At 39.6% G+C, this 19,403-nt stretch carries 15 protein-coding genes; 5 read left to right on the plus strand and 10 right to left on the minus strand.

What is annotated here, in order from left to right; all coding sequences use genetic code 11:
• Positions 1-81: 81 nt before the first annotated feature.
• The 3 genes from leuC to IR083_RS03170 are packed head-to-tail and all read right to left on the minus strand — an operon-like array spanning position 82 to position 4,084.
• Positions 82-1,476, minus strand: a complete 1,395-nt coding sequence (gene leuC, locus IR083_RS03160; protein WP_006797652.1) for a 3-isopropylmalate dehydratase large subunit — start codon at positions 1,474-1,476, stop codon at positions 82-84.
• A gap of 10 nt (positions 1,477-1,486) precedes the next feature.
• Positions 1,487-2,590 (minus strand): acyltransferase family protein, encoded by a 1,104-nt coding sequence (locus tag IR083_RS03165; RefSeq protein WP_194223197.1) that lies wholly within the window; start codon positions 2,588-2,590, stop codon positions 1,487-1,489.
• Between the two features lie 3 nt (positions 2,591-2,593).
• Positions 2,594-4,084, minus strand: a complete 1,491-nt coding sequence (locus IR083_RS03170; protein WP_006797650.1) for a 2-isopropylmalate synthase — start codon at positions 4,082-4,084, stop codon at positions 2,594-2,596.
• 331 nt (positions 4,085-4,415) lie between these two features.
• Between IR083_RS03170 and IR083_RS03175 the strand changes: the two genes are divergently transcribed.
• Positions 4,416-5,150: an HAD-IA family hydrolase gene (locus IR083_RS03175; protein WP_006797649.1), complete on the plus strand. Its 735-nt coding sequence runs from the start codon at positions 4,416-4,418 to the stop codon at positions 5,148-5,150.
• Positions 5,151-5,158: 8 nt separating this feature from the next.
• On the opposite strand, the gene IR083_RS03180 is transcribed toward IR083_RS03175, so the two are convergent.
• The 5 genes from IR083_RS03180 to IR083_RS03200 all read right to left on the minus strand — a co-directional run bounded on the left by IR083_RS03180 (position 5,159) and on the right by IR083_RS03200 (position 10,632).
• Positions 5,159-5,569, minus strand: a complete 411-nt coding sequence (locus IR083_RS03180; RefSeq protein WP_194223198.1) for a YybH family protein — start codon at positions 5,567-5,569, stop codon at positions 5,159-5,161.
• A 209-nt stretch (positions 5,570-5,778) separates the two neighbouring features.
• Complete coding sequence (locus IR083_RS03185) at positions 5,779-7,449, minus strand: B12-binding domain-containing radical SAM protein (protein ID WP_194223199.1); 1,671 nt, start codon at positions 7,447-7,449, stop codon at positions 5,779-5,781.
• 643 nt (positions 7,450-8,092) lie between these two features.
• Complete coding sequence (locus IR083_RS03190) at positions 8,093-8,965, minus strand: hypothetical protein (RefSeq protein ID WP_006797645.1); 873 nt, start codon at positions 8,963-8,965, stop codon at positions 8,093-8,095.
• A 120-nt stretch (positions 8,966-9,085) separates the two neighbouring features.
• Complete coding sequence (gene rsmI / locus IR083_RS03195) at positions 9,086-9,757, minus strand: 16S rRNA (cytidine(1402)-2'-O)-methyltransferase (protein ID WP_006797644.1); 672 nt, start codon at positions 9,755-9,757, stop codon at positions 9,086-9,088.
• Positions 9,758-9,843: 86 nt separating this feature from the next.
• On the minus strand, positions 9,844-10,632 hold the full coding sequence (locus IR083_RS03200; protein ID WP_194223200.1) for a TIGR02757 family protein: 789 nt from the start codon (positions 10,630-10,632) through the stop codon (positions 9,844-9,846).
• Between the two features lie 674 nt (positions 10,633-11,306).
• On the opposite strand from IR083_RS03200, the gene IR083_RS03205 reads away from it, so the two are divergent.
• Positions 11,307-12,170: a mechanosensitive ion channel family protein gene (locus IR083_RS03205; RefSeq protein WP_194223201.1), complete on the plus strand. Its 864-nt coding sequence runs from the start codon at positions 11,307-11,309 to the stop codon at positions 12,168-12,170.
• Between the two features lie 133 nt (positions 12,171-12,303).
• A complete protein-coding gene (locus IR083_RS03210; RefSeq protein ID WP_006797637.1) occupies positions 12,304-14,004 on the plus strand; it encodes a tetratricopeptide repeat protein in 1,701 nt (566 codons plus the stop codon).
• Between the two features lie 153 nt (positions 14,005-14,157).
• Here IR083_RS03210 and IR083_RS03215 read toward each other — a convergent pair whose 3' ends face one another.
• Positions 14,158-15,189, minus strand: coding sequence for a 2-oxoacid:ferredoxin oxidoreductase subunit beta (locus IR083_RS03215; protein ID WP_006797636.1), 1,032 nt, complete (start codon positions 15,187-15,189; stop codon positions 14,158-14,160).
• A gap of 4 nt (positions 15,190-15,193) precedes the next feature.
• Positions 15,194-17,041, minus strand: coding sequence for a 2-oxoacid:acceptor oxidoreductase subunit alpha (locus IR083_RS03220; protein WP_006797635.1), 1,848 nt, complete (start codon positions 17,039-17,041; stop codon positions 15,194-15,196).
• A gap of 370 nt (positions 17,042-17,411) precedes the next feature.
• Here IR083_RS03220 and IR083_RS03225 point away from each other — a divergent pair, with 370 nt between their 5' ends.
• Positions 17,412-17,771: a hypothetical protein gene (locus IR083_RS03225; RefSeq protein WP_006797634.1), complete on the plus strand. Its 360-nt coding sequence runs from the start codon at positions 17,412-17,414 to the stop codon at positions 17,769-17,771.
• 119 nt (positions 17,772-17,890) lie between these two features.
• Complete coding sequence (fumC, locus tag IR083_RS03230; protein WP_006797633.1) at positions 17,891-19,285, plus strand: class II fumarate hydratase; 1,395 nt, start codon at positions 17,891-17,893, stop codon at positions 19,283-19,285.
• The last annotated feature ends 118 nt before the right edge of the window (positions 19,286-19,403 follow it).

A 19,403-nucleotide genomic window follows, 5' to 3' on the forward strand; every position in this document is an offset into this window, starting at 1 on the left:
GTCATTCTGAACGAAGTGAAGAATCTCTTTTTATAAACAAGAAATGCTTCGTTACTCTCAGTATGACAAAAAAGCGTAAAATCAGATTGAACGTGGATCAGTAATTTTACCGGTAATAGCCGCTGCTGCAGCTACGAGTGGCCCTGCCAAAATAGTACGCGCACCCGGTCCCTGACGACCCTCAAAGTTACGGTTCGATGTAGATACTGCATATTTACCCGCCGGAACTTTATCATCATTCATAGCAAGACATGCAGAGCAACCCGGTTGACGAAGTTGGAAACCAGCATCTGTAAGTATCGTATCCAATCCTTCAGCTTTAATCTGATCGGCAACTTTATGACTACCCGGAACAAGCCATGCGATAACATTATCTGCTTTTTTCTTACCTTTTACAAAGTTGGCAAATGCACGGAAGTCTTCGATACGTCCATTTGTACAACTACCGAGAAATACATAATCAATAGTTTTACCTTCAACCTTCTCTCCCGGTTTGAATCCCATATAATCCATCGATTTCTGGAAAGATATACGACCTGCTTCATCTATATCATCCAATGTAGGGATTGTTTCATTTATTCCCATACCCATACCCGGATTTGTGCCATATGTAATCATCGGTTTGATATCGGCAGCATCGTAAGTCAGTTCTTTATCAAATTTTGCACCTTCATCGGTCTTCAATGTTTTCCAATAAGCAAGTGCTTTGTTCCATTCTTCGCCCTTAGGAGCAAATTCACGGCCTTCCACATAGGCAAATGTAGTTTCATCCGGAGCAACAAGTCCGCCACGCGCCCCCATTTCTATACTCAGGTTACACAGCGTCATACGCTCTTCCATCGACATATTACGAATGGCCTCTCCTGCATATTCTACAAAATATCCGGTGGCGCCACCAGTTGTAAGTTTCGAAATCATATAAAGAGCTAAGTCTTTTGCAGTAACACCTTCTCCAAGTTTACCGTTGAACGTGATACGCATTGTTTTAGGGCGCGATTGCAATACGCATTGTGAGGCCAATACCATTTCCACTTCACTGGTTCCTATACCGAAAGCGATAGCACCGAAAGCGCCGTGAGTAGATGTATGGCTATCTCCGCAAACTATGGTCATACCCGGTTGAGTAAATCCGTTTTCAGGACCAATAATGTGTACAACACCATTTTTCTGGTGTCCCAAAGGGTAGTACATATCTATACCGAATTCCTTTGCATTTTTAGAAAGTGTATCCAGCTGATTCTTAGATATAGGATCTTTTACAGGCTTATCCTGATCGATAGTCGGCGTATTATGGTCGGCTGTTATAGTTGTTTTGTCAGGACGAAACACAGATAATCCTCTCGCACGCAATCCATTGAAAGCTTGAGGACTTGTCACTTCGTGACAGAAGTGACGGTCGATATACAGCTGTGTTGGCCCGTTTTCTACAGAAGATACGACATGCGCATCCCAGATTTTGTCGAATAAAGTTTTCATGCTTAAAATTCTATTTTTGTTGATCTAATTTTTTAATTAGTTTTCGTCCCAGATTTTGCCCCGGAACTTCGATTAATCTATATGTAATATTGGATATTATAAAACTCACAGCAAACAGGCATATATAGCCTAAAATAAAATAAAGACAAGCTGATAAGCTATCTGTTATTCTTCCTTCCACCCATTTGAAACAGCCAAACATATTAAAGACTGTCATCATAGCAAAATGCACCAAATAAAGACTAAAACTCACTTTCCCTATACTCGCCAGTATCTTATTCGAAAATAATTTATACGCCTTTACAGATAATATAATCAGTAATAGAAAGAACACAATGCTATACAAAAAATCATAAGATATGGACGTATAGCAATATATCAATATTGTTACAGCCAGTAAAGATAAAGACGATAGCTTTATTTTCATTATCGCTTCCTTATCTGCAATCAGCTGGTATGCCAACATTCCTAATGAGAATACAGGTAATTGCGCTATAATATAATACCCCAGAAAATTATTTATATCTGCACTCGTACCTCGTAATAAAAAGTTTGCAATCGTAGAAATCAACAAAGTTACCAATGTGAATATTACAAACTGATTAATGTTCTTGAGTTTGGCAAACAAAAATGGAAATATTGCATAAAAAGTAAATTCCACAGTTATCGACCATCCTCCCGGTACATAGTGATGAATATATTCCGGAAAAAAGCCATTTATAAACAACAGGTTTAGTATCAATTCTTTTTTGGGTATATCGCCCCAATCTATATTTGCAAAATCAAAACCTATAAAATACGCAAAAGTAAAATAGACTATCGCCAAATAATACATGGGAGCTATACGAAAGAATCTGCGTATGAAAAAATTCCGGTTTGTATGTTCTTCATATTGCCGTCTCTGATGAGACATCATCAATGTGAATGCGCTTACGACAAAAAACAAATTTACCCCCAGATGTCCGTTCGCCATAAACTGGAAAGCCATCGGTGAAAAATAAGAGATAGACGGAGTAATACCTTCTATAAACTGTACATGCACAAGTATAACCAATAATATGGCTATCCCCCTCAGGCTGTCTATATATTGGTATTTCTTGGTCTCTACCTGCATTGCTTATTTTACAAATTTATTTACAGCATTGATAAAGGCTTCTGCCGAAGCTGCCACAATATCAGTATTTGCCGAGAAACCATAATAGTTCACACCTTCGTGTTCCACCTGCATATGTACTTTACCGATATCATCACTTCCACGGTTTATGGCCTGTATAAGGAATTCCTCAATTACAGTCTGACGGCGGATTATTTGCTTAATAGCCTTGATCGCTGCATCTACAGGCCCGTTACCTGAAGCAGATGCTTCAAATTTTTCTCCTGCGATATCCAAACCTACATTGGCTACGTTACGCACTCCAAGACCAGATAATACTTGCAGGTAATCCAGTTTGATGCGTCGCATTTTATCCGTTTCTTTCCCTGCCAAGATCAGTACGTCTTCATCTGTTATATCTTTTTTCCGGTCAGCTAAGTCCAAAAAGCGTTGATACATTTCTGCCAATTGATCGTCATCGACTTCTATACCCAGCAAATTCAGTCTATTTTTCAATGCTGCACGTCCGCTGCGGGCAGTAAGTACGATCGCATTATCATCGATACCTACATCTTTAGGATCAATAATTTCATATGTAGAGAGATTTTTCAATACTCCATCCTGATGTATACCCGATGAATGGGCGAAAGCATTTCTGCCCACGATAGCCTTATTAGGCTGTACCGGCATATTCATCAGATTGGAAACAAGACGGCTTATAGGGTATATCTTCTGAGTATTGATATTCGTCTCAATATTCAATTCCTTATGGCTTCTGATAGCCATCACTACTTCTTCAAGTGAAGTATTTCCGGCACGTTCTCCGATACCATTGATTGTCACCTCTACCTGACGCGCTCCATTAAGCACCCCCATGATGGAATTGGCAGTAGCCATGCCTAAATCCTGATGGCAATGTGTAGACAGGATTGCATTTTTCATATCCACATGATCTATCAGGTATTTGATTTTTGCCCCATATTCAGTAGGCAGACAGTAACCCGTTGTATCTGGTATATTGACAACTGTAGCTCCTGCATTCACCACCGCCTGCACTACTCTTGCCAAATAAGCATTATCGGTACGTCCCGCATCTTCAGCATAAAACTCCACGTCTTCTACAAAACGTTTTGCATATTTCACACATGCCGCTGCACGTTGAAGTATCTCATCCTGAGTAGAATTAAATTTATATTTAATATGGTATTCTGATGTACCGATACCTGTATGTATTCGTTTTTTCTTAGCATACTTCAATGCTTCGGCTGCTACTTCAATATCCTTTTCCACGGCACGTGTCAGAGCACATATAGTAGGCCAGGTTACGGCTTTAGATATTTCCACTACCGAATTGAAATCACCTGGGCTGGATACGGGAAATCCAGCTTCGATAACATCAACACCGAGCGATTCGAGGGCTCTGGCTACTTCGATTTTCTCGATAGTATTCAACTGGCAACCCGGTACTTGCTCTCCATCTCTCAATGTGGTATCAAAAATAAATAACTTGTCCATAACTTTTCTAATTGATTTAGTATACTGTTTGTTTTACATAAAAAAAGCCTTTCTCATCTACTGAAGAGTGAGAAAGGCCCTGTTTTTTCTTTATATTATTTTCTACATAGCAATGCTCACCCTAAATTTCTCCAGAGGATAATGAGTGAACTAATAATAATATTACTATGCATCGACATAAGTTTCATTTTTCGATTGACAAAGTTATTCCATTTTTTCGGAAATACAAATAAAAAGATTCCTTTTTTGATATTTTGTGACATTTATACATTACGGTACTATCAAAAATATTGTCTTATCTTTGTATAGATAATTAATTCTATATTTCATAATGATTACTCCATTTAAAGACTATCTCAACAAACATAATTATACGCGTTTCGATTTTAAAGCCGTTCTATTCGACATGGACGGCGTTCTTTACGACTCCATGAAATGGCATGCCAAATCGTGGAAGGAGACCATGGACGAATTCGATATCCTCAGTACTCCCGAAGAGTTTTACCTGTATGAAGGCATGGTAGGCAGCAAAACCATCAATCACCTGATGAACAGGGAAAAAGGAAGAGACGCTACCAAACAAGAAACAGAGACCATATATAAACGTAAAACTGAACTCTTCACTAAATACAATGACGGGGCGCTAATTCCTTTTGCCTACGACTTTGTAAAGGAAGTAAATGAAGAGGGACTTACACCTGTCCTTGTCACCGGATCGGGACAGCCTACGCTTATCAATAAACTGGAACACAACTTTCCCGGACTATTTGCTAAAGACAAGATGGTTACTGCCTTCGACGTTAAGCACGGTAAGCCGCACCCTGAACCCTACCTGATGGGATTGAAAAAAGGCGGCGCACTAAATCCGAACCAGGCCGTAGTCATTGAAAATGCACCCCGCGGCGTAGAAGCTGCTGTAGCTGCGGGAATTTTCACGATTGCCGTCAATACTGGCCCAATGCCCGACAAAGTATTGGCTGACGCAGGAGCTGACATTGTATTGCCTTCGATGGAGGCACTCTATAATAATTGGCCTGCATATTACAGGATATTGAAAGAGGGCTGATCCGCTACTTACAAGGGCTGAGCAAAAGACCAATGAGTATGTATAATTTTCCACTGATCAGACGAATCTGACTTATAGACTTCCGTGCAATGCATCCTGAATACCTGACCATCTCTATGCGCTTCATAATCATATGTCAAGACGGCAGTATCTACCGATACCTGTACAGTCGGATCGATCATTTCATACACGTCTATTTTAATTTTTCCCCTGATGGTATTATAATATTCTTCGAGAGCCTTCTTGCCCTCAAATTTATTTGTAAAAGCAGGGTCGAAATAAACTACATCATCAGAAGATAACTCAATAAACCCATCAGGGTCTCCATTATTCCACAGTTCTAAAGCATGTTTTTCCAAAGCTATAATTACATCGTTAACATTCTCTTTTTCTGAGGGTACACTTGTGCATCCAGTCATAAATAATAAGATTAATATGTATATAAAGTGCTTTATTCTTAATAGTTAATGCAACTACCTGATCTAATTATCTACCAAATTAGTAAATATTTGATAAACAGCCTCAGTTACATCTTATCTTTTAGTTCAAATACCGCCACCATATATAAAACGCTATAAACATACTCATTACAAACATAATTCAATTTCCCGGAGGGGTTACTTTTTTATTACTCGGCTTGCACACAATAAGGTATCGACAAACGCTTATCATCAATAAATACAGTAAGCCTGTACTCATTACCGGATACATAGTCAACCGCCGTCTGCTTTTCTATAACCTTACGGTTCAGCCTGTACTTCGACAGGAATCCCCTATCCTGCCCTATCTGATACAACAATTGCTTCCGCTGCTTCTTATCCATCACATCCGCCCAAAAGCCCTGAGGCCTGCGGGTGAAATTATTGTAGTAATCTGTCCGCAAACATTCAAACAAGTCGATATCTTTCGATAACAAAAAATTGTGCAGATAACGGAACAATTCCTCCAACTGATAGCCACGATGGGGAAGATTCTGCGCCTTGTAATATTGTCCTATTTCGTCGAATAATTCAAAGTAACGACCCTGATAATAAATCCCGAACAACTCATTCATCGTACGGGGAAACCTTCCGCTATTCCAGAACTTCTCCAAGGCGTGCTCCGCTTCATGTATACGATCCAGTTCCTGGCTGGAGATATCCGCGTTGCACTCTATTTCGTAAGGAGCCTGCTCATCATACTTATAGCCATATTGAGCAGCCTGCTTTCTCAGATTTGTTCCCCGCAGCATTTTCAGAAAGCCGAGTTGTACCTCCTTCGCCCCCAATGAAAATACATCATTGAACGACTTTATAAAACGCTCCAATGTTTCATAAGGCAGTCCGGCTATCAGGTCGAGATGCAGATCTATTTTACCTCCATCCATTATTTTCTTTACATTACGTGCCAATAGGGGAAAGTCCTGTCTGCGCCTTACAGCAATATTCGTAGGCTCATATGTGGACTGAATACCGATTTCGAAACGGAAGAATTTTTTTGACAGATTAGTATTCAGATAATCAATCGTTTCATCTTTTAGTAAATCGGCATATACCTCAAACTGGCAACTAAGTTTCGGACGATAATTCTTAATCAGAAAATCGAACACAGTATGTGTATGTTCCTTATTCAGATTGAAAGTACGGTCGAGAAACTTGATTTGTTTAGCGCCGTTATCTATCATATACCCCAGATTCTCCAATATATATTCTTTAGGATAATAGCGTACACCTTTTTCAAGCGACGATAGGCAATACTGGCACTGATAAGGGCATCCACGCGATGTTTCGAAATACACCATCCTGTTTTTCATATCTTCCCTGTCTTCTTCCAGCATGTATGGCGAAGGCAAAGACGCAAGTTTTTCCAGATCGGCCTGCACAATTACTTTGCTGATATGGCCACGTGATGACACCCCCTTTATTTCATCTGCATCCCCCGCCTCGATAGCAGTTAATAATTCACCCAGAACAAATTCTCCCTCACCTCCTATCACATAGTCGATATTCCAGTTGTGAAGGAAAAAGTCCGGTTCGTACATCACTTCCGGCCCTCCCAGAATAATAATTAGCTCCGGCTTTTCTGCTTTCAATAACGAAATCAATTCTCTCGTCTGCTCCACATTCCAAATATATACACTTATACCTATCACATCACTGTCGCTATCTAATAGTTCTCTCGCAACCTTTCCCACTTGCTCTTTAATGGTATATTCTTTGAATGAAATATCAAAGCGGTCTTTATTAGCTACATAAAGCCAACGAAGAGCTAATGAAGTATGGATATACTTAGCGTTAAAAGTTGTGAGAATCGTTTTCATAAAGCAAAGGTAACACAAAAAGCAATTAAGAATTAAAAATGAAAAATGAAGAATTTCATTATTTATCACACTCATATTTTTCACCTTCTTTAACTATATATAGTTAAAAAGTAACATAAGTAACAGTTTTTTAGCTATTAGCTGATAGCTTTTAGCCGTTAGCTTTTTGAGAACCTTCATATTCTGTCATGTTGAGCGGAACGAAGCATCTCTTCCTAAAAAGTTTCTCTCGCAAAGATGCAAAGTCTAACTCATCACTTATCACCTTATTTACGTTTATTAACTACGTTTAGTTAAAACCTGACACTTCTTACAGAATTTTCATTGTTTTTATTTCGCGATTTTCACACTAATTAACTATGTATAATTAAAAGGTAACAAAGGTAACAGTCTTTACAGTAAACAGTAATACAATTTCCTCAACTTAGTACTTATTACCCAAAACTCATTACTTGTTAAAAGATAACAAAAGTTACACTTTTTTCTCATTTGCTAACATGTTAATTTTCTAATTAATTCTTTCAAAGAACTATAAGCTAACGGCTATCGGCTCTAATTATATAGATAAATATATCCCCCTAAAAAACAAAAAGCCGATACTAACTAAAGTACCGACTCAATGTTTATTTATTGAATTCTGATATTAACCTACCTCAACAACCAAGAATTTAGTCAGGCTCCAGAATCTCTTATAGTCAGTTACTTTTATAACCACTTTACCGCTTGCATCTTTATCCAGTGTATAGCTGTCTTTCGGATGGTCTGACAAAAGTTTAGCTTTCTTGTCATATACAGGTATACTTTTAGTATCACGTATATCAACCTTTATAAACTTGCTTTTTTCAATACCTTCGTTCAGGATTTTGTTTGATGCAAGGAAGCCTCCTGTTACAACTTTAGCCTCTTTCAGTTCTTTTGAAGTACCGAACATATAATAAGCAGTATTCAGCTCCTTATCTTGTTCCTTGATTTTAGATGCCTGTTCAGCTGTCTGAGTAGATAAGTTATCCACATTTTCAGTCAACGACTTCACATCTGTCTGCAATGACGCAATCTGAGCATCGCGTGTAGCAAGAGACGACTGCAACTCAGATATTGTATTTGCTCTTTCGGTCAACTCCGCATTCAGACGTTCGATAGTTGATTTCAGACCTGACATCTGTCCCGAATTACCTTTCAGACGTTGATTCAACTTATCTATATCCGCTTTATTCTTTTTCAGAATTTCATTTATCATTTCAAAATTGTCTCTGACACGGGTTTTAGTGTCATTCGACATTTCACCTTTCGATTTGGATTCTATAGTCAGATATTTCTCGGCTTCCCTTATCTGTCTGAAATTTTCCTCTACATCGTTTATCAGGCTGTTCATTTCAGCCAGTTCAGTGTTTCCCTGAGCACTAACCTGCAACAAGGAGTCCCGTTGGGCTTGTAAAGCCTTATATTCATCCGAATTTTTTACGTTACATGAAGCTAAAGCTAATAAGCAAAAGCATCCTACTAATAATTTTTTCATATACAAATATTTAACTTGTTAGTTTTATTATCTAATTTATTCATTCGATTTCATCAGGCGTTTTTTGTGACTAAGCATAACAAAAAATAAACTTTGTTTTGCCCTCGCTAATTAAAACGTTCAATTTTTACCGGACAGGACTATAACAAACTCACCACGTGGTTCGTTCACCGAAAAGTGAGATATTAATTCTGTCAATGTTCCCCGGCATGTCTGCTCATATACTTTCGATATCTCACGGCAAGTAGCGGCATACCTGTCCTCCCCCATATATTCCGCCAATTGGGTCAGCGTTTTTAATACTCTGTGGGGAGACTCGTAAAATACAATAGTACGGGTTTCTTCTGCCAGAATTTTTAATCGGGTCATACGGCCTTTTTTCTGAGGCAGAAATCCCTCGAAACAAAATCTGTCGCACGGGATACCCGACGATACCAGTGCAGGAACAAAAGCTGTAGCACCCGGCAAACATTCCACATCTATGCCGGCTTTCACACATTCTCTCACAACCAGAAAACCCGGATCGGATATACCGGGTGTACCTGCATCGGATACCAATGCAATATCTTCTCCTGCATTGAGTCTGTCTACGATATGTGATACTGCTTTATGTTCGTTGAATTTATGATAAGATTGCATCTTGTTCTGTATATCGAAATGCTTTAAGAGGATACCTGTAGTACGTGTATCTTCAGCCAGTATAAGCGCAGCGTCCTTCAGTAGTCGCACGGCTCTGAACGTCATATCCTCCAGGTTTCCTACGGGCGTAGGTATGATGTATAACTTTCCCATTTCCTTTCTTTCTATGCAAACTTACACGTTGCAAATATACGAAAAAAATAACCCACCATATATAAAACGTAAATTATGTGCATTTGTTATATTCTGTCGATAATACATTTTTCCTCAATGGAAATACCAAAAAGGGCAAAATCATATTTCACGGGATCGGCAGCGTCCAGCAATCTGAGATTACCGGTCAGCTCCAATGCTGCCTGCCAATCCGGCTTATCGCGATGCAGCAAACCGAGCTTGCGGGCTGTACGTTCCACATGCAGATCGAGCGGACAAATCAAATCTTTGGGCTTAACTTTTTTCCATAACCCGAAGTCTACTCCATTATTATCGCTACGCACCATCCAGCGCAGATACATATTGAGACGCTTACATGCCGACCGACGGGCAGGTGAAGGTATGTGCTTACGTGTACGCTGAGGGGCATCGGGATGAGAGAAAAAATAGGATTCGAAATGGTTGAGTGCGCCTTCAACGGTCATATTCCCGTCCGGAAAGAATGCGTCCTCAAAGCTATTATATTCAGCATAGTGCCGCTTCATAAAATGAATACAATATAATAAGTCAGTATCATTGAATGTGCGGTGCTTAAACTCCAATACTTTTTTCAGATCGGAGTCTTTATGTTGCATAATAAACTCATAGGGGCTGTTATCCATTCGTTGGACGAGTTCCCTGCATTTATTAATAATTGTCTTGCGTTGCCCCCAGGCAAATATGGATGCAAAAAATCCCATAATCTCCCTATCTTGTTTTGATGTAAAACTATGAGGAATGCAAATAGGATCGTTAGCTATAAATTCCGGAGTATTGTATTGCACAACCTTTTTATCCAGGAATTCTTTTAAATCAAGTATATGTATATCCTCCACTTATTCGTTCTGTTAAAATCAAGAGTGCAAAGATACGTTTTTTCAGAAATATCGCATATTTTTGAAAATAATGCCGGTCAGTATTTGAATACGATTATTGTTCAATTCTTATCTACTACGCGCAATCAGAGATTGCTTGTGTTCGTTTTTTTGACTACACTTCGTTCCGTCTGAATGTTCATTTTGGCATTGCCCAAAACGAACCAAAAGGCTAGCGCTCCGTTCCTCGGCGACCCAACACCGTAGCTTCGGTGGAGCAAAATAATACAGAATCATCTTTAACCGGATTATCAGCCCAGTATAGCAGCTACCGTATTTTGCTCTACACCTCCGCTTTACGGATTGGGTGCCCCGCCTGCGTCACTAATGCGCAGGGGCTGACGCCATAGTAGGACAAAGCCCTTCAATCAAATATGCGCCAGCCTTTCAAGCGGGCGTCAAAGTATTTTTGGTTTCTTTTGTGGCTTCAGGCAAAAGAAACACCAACAATCTTCGGTCGCGTGTAGCTGAAAAAAACGAACAATTTTATACGACAATAATCGTATTCAAATGCCGATTCACATACACAATAAAATAAAATAACAATTTACCTCCTTATACAGTTAAAATAATCGCTCAAAAAAGCTGCTCATTCATCCAATAATAATTAATTTTGAACCAAAAATAAAAGAGACATGCTACTAGACATTATTCCCGGAGATACGCTCCAAAAAACAGAATTATCGGTATCTGCGATAGACAATTTCCTAGACAAAATCTTCGATCATGCCGTAACTTTAGGCTTGAAACTTATTGCCGCTGCAATTGTGTTTATCATCGGACGATGGGTGATTAAATGGCTGAGAAAATTCATTGACCGTTTTCTGGAAAGGCGTCAGATTGAAGCCACTGTAAAAAGCTTCCTCGACAGTCTTGCTAATATTACACTACAACTTATCCTGTTCTTGTTGATAGTAAATATACTGGGGCTTTCGATGACATCCTTTGCTGCTATTCTTGCCGCAGTAGGTTTAGCTGTGGGTATGGCCATGAAAGACAACCTGTCTAACTTTGCAGGAGGAGTCATGCTTCTGATAAACAAGCCCTTCAAACTGGGAGACCGAATTGTTGCCCAAGGGATGGACGGTGCGGTACAAGCCATAGGCATTCTCTACACGATACTTCTGACCGGGGATAACCGCACTATTTACATACCCAATGGCCCTTTGTCCACAGGAACTATAACCAACTACTCGACTCAAAAAGAACGGCGTATAGATATTACGTTTACTCTGGGCTATGGAGCAGATGTAGATGAGGTAAAATCTATCCTCCAGTCTGTTATCAAAAATAACCCTTTGGTTAAGAATACTCCTGCTCCGTTTATTGGAGTTACAATGCTAAATAATGGAACGATAGACGTTACGATCCGGGTATGGGTGGATAGCAGAGATTACGCTTCTGTAAATGTAGACCTGAACGAAAAAGTGTATGCCGCATTCCGTGAAAATAGCATTTACGGACCGGCTGTTACAAGCATCAAAATGATCAAAGATTAAAAAATATTAAAACTCCTCTTTATATCTATAAATAGCATATAGACATTTTCTATTCAAGAAGAAAAGAGGTAGTTTTGTATCAGGTAAGAAATGTCTATATATTATATAATAAATCAATAATTTTTAAACAGCTATGAAAAGGCAGAAATTAAAGCTATTATTTTCATTAATTGCTCTGGTTGCTATATTAGGAACATCTTGTAGCAAAAAAACGATGACCCCGTTAGCAAATTCTTTATTCACAACTAACCCTTCTCCTCTCGAATTAGTGGGCACAAAAGTACCGGTGACAATAAACGGTCGTTTTCCTGCCAAATGGTTCGAAAAAAGTACTTCTGTAGTTGTTACCCCTGTATTGAAATACAGCGGAGGTGAAGCTCTGGGCACTTCTTACACTTATCAAGGCGAAAAGGTCGCAGGAAACGGTACTGTTGTTAATTTCGAAAGCGGTAGCGCTATAACACTACGATCAGAATTTGACTACACACCTGCAATGAAGAAATCAGAATTATTCTTAAGATTCGATTTCACCAGAAACGGCAAAACTGTAGCAGGCTTCCCTGACGTAAAAATTGCTGATGGCGTAGTTTCTACTCAGGCTCTTGCCAGTGCTGCAACAACTACTCCGGCTGTAGCTCCTGATGCTTTCCAGCGTATTATCAAAGAGGCGTATGATGCAGATATCATGTTCCTTATACAACAAGCTGAATTGCGTTCAAGCGAATTGAATTCTACAAATCTTGCCGCATGGAAAGACTTGGTAAAAGAGGCTGACTCTAATGACCGTAAGAATGTAAATGTAGAAATATCTGCCTATGCATCACCTGACGGAGGGTATGAGTTGAACGAAAAACTAGCTGAGAAACGCGAGAAAAACACAACAGATTATCTATCAAAAGAATTTAAGAAAAAAGACATCGATACTGAAATCAATGCAAAATATACCGCTCAGGACTGGGAAGGTTTCCAAAAATTGGTTCAGGCTTCAAGTCTTCAGGATAAAGATATCGTGTTGAGAGTTCTTTCTATGTATCCTGATACTGAAACAAGAGAAAAAGAAATCAAAAATATCTCTGCTGTATATTCAGGATTAGCTGAAACAATCCTTCCTAAACTTCGTCGTTCACGTCTGATTGCCAATATTGAAGTTATCGGTAAGACTGACGAAGAATTGAAGAACGCTGCTAATTCGGACCTTACCAGCCTTACTGTGGAAGAGCTTCTTTATGCTGCTAATCTGGATGGAACTTCTAAAGAGAAAATATATACTTATGTCACTCAAAAATTCCCTAACGACTACCGTGGATGGAATAACTTAGGTGCTTATTACTATACAACCGGTCAGGACAGTAAAGCTGTGCAGGCATTCAACAAAGCGGCTCAAGTATCAGCAAAAGCTCCTGAGGCTAATATGAATCAGGCTTTGCTTTCTCTTGCTGACGGCAATACAGCTAAAGCTGAGCAACTGTTGGGTAGCGCTTCCGGCGCTAATACTCTGGGTGAAGCTCTTGGTTTATTATATTTACAGAAAGGTGATTACAACAGAGCTGTACAGTCATTTGGCGATGCTAAGACAAACAATGCCGCTCTGGCTCAGGTATTGACCAAAAACTATAACAAAGCTCAACAAACATTGGATGCCGTAGCTAAGAAAGATGCTACAACATATTATCTGTCAGCTATAGTAGCTGCCAGAACGAATAATACATCGGGTGTTGTTGGCAACTTACGTTCTGCATTAGACAAAGGATTTTCAACTTCTGAAGTTCTTAACGACATCGAGTTTGCAAAATTCCTTACCAACTCTGATGTGAAAAATATGTTGATCAAATAAGTATAACAGATTTTTGAAATTTAGGAATATCAGTAGGAAAAATCCTACTGATATTTTTTTTATACTTTATTTACTCACAGTTTTTTTTCGTCAATATAAAAAGCCCGGAGAAAATACTCCGGGCTTTTAATTTATTTTCGAATAATCTCAGACTTATTTCACCTCCCACACATCCTTGGTCATCAGGTAATCCCTTAACTTGCGCACAGGGTTCTTCGCCTGCACATCTTTAATCTGATCTGCCACACCCTGATCATATGTAGGCCCTTCCACATCGCGGATAACACCTAGAGCCAAAGGCAGGCCGTTTTCAGGAGACATCAGTCCTAACTTCATATGCAAAGTATCATCCTGCATAGTAGCGTCGTGAACAAGGACATCATCTATTGTAAATCCGTTTTGTCCGATAATCACATCTTTAATCTGCCATCCGTCCATAACTAGACCTTTGTCTTTATTCGCTCCGAACAGCATTTTTTCTCCATGCTTAAGTAATATCGTACGCTCGGCTCTCCATGCTTTATCTACAATATTGTCGTGGATAGCATCATTAAATATCACACAATTCTGGAGGATTTCCACAACAGACGTACCTTTATGCCGTGCCGCATGCGTCAAGATCTCGGTAGTATTTGCCAGATCGACGTCGATACAACGGGCAAAGAAGGTCCCGCGAGCGCCTAAAGCCAGTTCAACAGGATGGAACGGATCTTCGACTGTACCATACGGAGAAGACTTTGAAACAAATCCCCTGTCGGATGTCGGGGAAAATTGCCCTTTCGTTAACCCGTATATTTTATTGTTCAGTAAGAGGATATTTATATCCACATTACGGCGAACCGCATGAATAAAGTGGTTACCACCGATCGCCAGACAATCGCCGTCACCTGTAGCCAACCATACCGATAATTCAGGTTTTGCAGTCTTCACTCCTGTAGCCACAGCAGCCCCACGACCATGAATAGTATGGAAACCATATGTATTCATATAATAAGGCAGACGCGAAGAACAACCGATACCAGATACCACAGCCGTCATATGCGGCAGTATATCCAGTTCGGCCATTGCTTTATATAAACAGTTGAGAAGAGCGTGGTCTCCACATCCCGGACACCAGCGTACATACTGATCGCTTTTATAATCTTTGGCCTGATGAGATGAGGCCATCTTTACATTTACATCCATAGTTTTACTCTCCTAATTTCTTGGTGAATGCTTCTATCAGGTCGGATACAGCAAAAGGCTGCCCTTCAACCTTATTGTAACGGGATATTTGTAATCCCTCTATTTTTTCCTGCAGATAGCCGGCAAACTGGCCATTATTTTGTTCTGCGACTATAATCTTCTTAAATTTCTTCAGTACTGCCGCTGTATTTTTTGGCAACGGGCTAATAAAACGGAAATGAGCCAAAGCTACTTTCTGTCCGGCATCATCCATTTTTTCCACAGCTTCACGCAGGTGTCCATATGTACCGCCCCAGCCCACAACGAGCAAGTCGGCATCTTCTCCTCCTACCAATTCCAACTGCGGGATAAAATCAGCAATCTTATCAACTTTAGCCTGACGCACATTCACCATTTTCTGGTGATTAGCCGCATCTGTAGATATAGCTCCCGTGGTATAATCTTTTTCGAGTCCTCCTATACGGTGCGTATAGCCTTCGAGACCTGCCTCGGCCCAATAACGTACCATCGTTTCATCATCACGCAATGCGCTGCGCCATTCGTTTCCTTTATATTGGCTTACATCGTGCGGCACTATAGACGGATATTTATCCAAATCAGGTATACGCCATGCCGAAGAACCGTTCGCAATATAACCGTCGGTAAGTAATATAACCGGAGTTATATGTTCTAGTGCAACTTTAGATGCCCAGTATGCCATATCAAAACAGTCTGTGGGACTCGCAGCCGCCATTACGACAATTGGGCTTTCGCCATTACGTCCGTACAAAGCCTGCCGAAGATCGGTTTGCTCTGTCTTGGTCGGCAGACCTGTCGACGGCCCTCCGCGCTGAACATCCACAACAACAAGGGGTAATTCTGCCATTACGGCAAGGCCTATAGCTTCTCCCTTCAGAGCCAGACCAGGCCCGGAAGTTGAGGTAGCGGCAAGGCTTCCTGCAAAACTGGCACCGATAGCTGTACACACTCCTGCTATTTCATCTTCGACCTGAATGGCCTTTACACCTAACTGTTTAAATTTAACGAGTTCATGCAATATGTCGGTGGCAGGTGTAATCGGATATGAACCTAAGAAAAGTGGCTTGCCTGAATTTTCTGAAGCGGCAATCAGCCCGTAAGCAGTAGCTGTATTACCATTTACATCCAGATAATAACCTTTATCCACATTTACAGTTTCTACACGATATGATGATATGGTAGTGTCGGTATTCTGTCCATAATTAAAACCATCGGCCAATACTTTCAGATTCGCTTCCACCAATACGGGTTTCTTGGCGAATTTAGCTGATAGCATATGGTTAGCAACATCGAGAGGCCGGTTAAATAACCAGCAAACCAAACCCAGAGCAAACATATTTTTACTACGGATACGCGATTTCATATCCATTTCCATTCCTTCCAAACTACTTTTAGTCAATGAAGTAATAGGAACTGAGATTATTTGTTGAGTGGTAAGTCCCAGCTCTACAAAAGGATCTTCTGTGGAAAACAGTGCCTTCTCCATATCTCTTTTCGAGAAAGAGTCCGTATCGATAACAATAACAGAATCTTTTTTCAGAAAATTGGCATTTACTTTCAATGCTGCCGGATTCATCGCTACTAATACATCCGCCTTATCTCCGGAATTGTAAATCTGGTTTCCTAAATGTACCTGAAATCCGGAAACACCGGAAAGAGTACCTTGAGGAGCTCTGATTTCTGCCGGATAATCAGGGAAGGTGGAGATTTGATTCCCAAAGATTGCTGAAAGGTTTGAGAAGATGGTTCCGGTTAACTGCATGCCATCCCCCGAATCACCTGAAAAACGTATGACTATGTCCTTTACGTCCTTAATTTTTACTGTGTTTTGCATTACTAATTCTATAAATAACAGATAGTATATTAAATCATAAACAAAGGAAAAAAGTATTAATGAATAAACAAACTAAATTGAATAAAAAAATGCCAAAATAACACTTTTTACTTCGGGTTACATAGTTTCGTTAAAAAGAACTCAAGCATATTTCTTCAATTATTGATTGAGTCCGTATCTTTTAATTAAAAAAGTATGAATTAAAGAAGGAATGTGACGAAGAATTATATAGTGAAATATTTTATCGATATCCTGTTAAAAACCGTCTATAACAGATAGATTATTTTGATACAACACCTTTCTTCATAGATAAATATAGATAATCAGAAAAAGTATAGATATATTTGAGTTCACTTTAAATAAATCCAACATGATATATGCTATTATTTTGATAATCTTCGGATTAATATCTTTATTATTCAATCAGTACCCTATTATAAAAAAAACGGCTTTACGGTTCGCCTGTATTGCACCGCTAATTATCATTTGGGGTGTTGCAGGCATCGTAATATTAAGTACAATACGATACAGTGTTATTCAGGATAATGCGGTCTATTGGTTCTTTCTCATTTGCGGTAGTGTAATAGAAATACTGATTGGTTTATTGTTTATTTACAGATATCTAAAAATAAGAAAGTATGCTGATTCAGATAAAAAGTTTTTCCAATATCAGAATATTCTGGGAGTAATTGCAATATTGGGTGGTATTACCACAATTATAGTCATATAAAGCTATCATACCTATTATCTCTACCTCACGATAATCCTTTGTATCTAAATTTAGTACAATAGATTTTGACTTTTATCATAATTATTCCGAACTTCATACCAATAAATTAAATATACAAAATGGAATATCGCATAGAAAAAGATACAATGGGGGAAGTAAAAGTCCCTGCTGACAAATACTGGGGAGCGCAGACAGAACGCTCAAGAAACAACTTCAAAATAGGGCCGGAAGCATCTATGCCTAAAGAGATTATTTATGCATTTGCGTATCTGAAAAAGGCAGCGGCATATGCCAATACCGATCTGGGAGTATTGGAGGCATCGAAAAGGGACCTGATAGCCAAGGTATGTGATGAAATATTGGGAGGTAAACTCGACGACCAGTTTCCGCTCGTAATATGGCAAACCGGATCGGGTACACAATCAAACATGAATGTAAACGAAGTTATATCCAACCGGGCATTGGTATTAAGCGGGGGTAAGCTTGGAGAGAAAAGCCCTATCCATCCGAATGATGACGTAAATAAATCACAGTCTTCAAATGATACTTTCCCTACCGCATTACATATTGCCGCATATAAAAAAATAGTAGAACAAACGATTCCTAAAGTCCGTGCACTACAAGAGAGCTTAAGCAGTAAGGCCTATGACTTTAAAGATATAGTCAAAATAGGCCGGACACATCTGCAAGATGCAACACCACTAACCTTAGGCCAGGAGTTTTCCGGTTATGCAGTCCAATTACAATATGCCATCGAGGCTACTAAAGCAACATTGAAGCATTTATCTCAACTAGCACTGGGGGGTACAGCTGTGGGAACAGGCCTGAATACACCTGACGGATATGATGTGAAGGTAGCCGAATACATTGCTAAATTTACAGGTCTGCCTTTTGTTACCGCGCCTAATAAGTTTGAAGCACTTGCCTCACACGATGCCATTGTCGGCACACATGGGGCTTTGAATCAAATGGCAGTGGCACTATTCAAAATAGCACAGGATATCCGGTTACTGGGTTCAGGTCCACGTTCAGGGATTGGAGAATTGATATTACCCGAAAATGAACCAGGATCGTCAATTATGCCGGGAAAGATAAATCCTACTCAAAACGAAGCCATCACAATGGTTTGCGTGCAGGTTATGGGAAATAATACAACAATTTCGCTAGCAGGCTCACAGGGTAACTATGAGCTCAATGTTTTCAAGCCCGTTATCGCGGCTAATATCCTGCAATCAGCACAGCTATTAGGCGATGCGAGCAAATCGTTTAATGACCACTGCGTTGCAGGCATAGAGCCTAACCTCAAACGGATAAAGGAATTGGTGAATAATTCTCTTATGCTTGTGACCGCACTTAATACTCATATTGGTTATGAAAAAGCTGCTGCTATAGCAAAAGCTGCACATAAAAACGGAACAACATTAAGAGAAGAAGCAATTAAATCGGGATTCCTTACCGCCGAAGAGTTCGACAAATGGGTTCGCCCGGAAGATATGGTCGGGAGTTTGAAGTAAATTAATGTATCTTTTTACTCTTTACACACAGCTTATCAATATCGGATACAGATATTATCAATAACAAATATAAGGACAACCAAGGTTGTCCTTATATAATAAATAACAAATTATAATT

The sequence above is a fragment of the Dysgonomonas sp. GY75 genome (assembly GCF_015234155.1).
GTDB lineage: Bacteria > Bacteroidota > Bacteroidia > Bacteroidales > Dysgonomonadaceae > Dysgonomonas > Dysgonomonas gadei.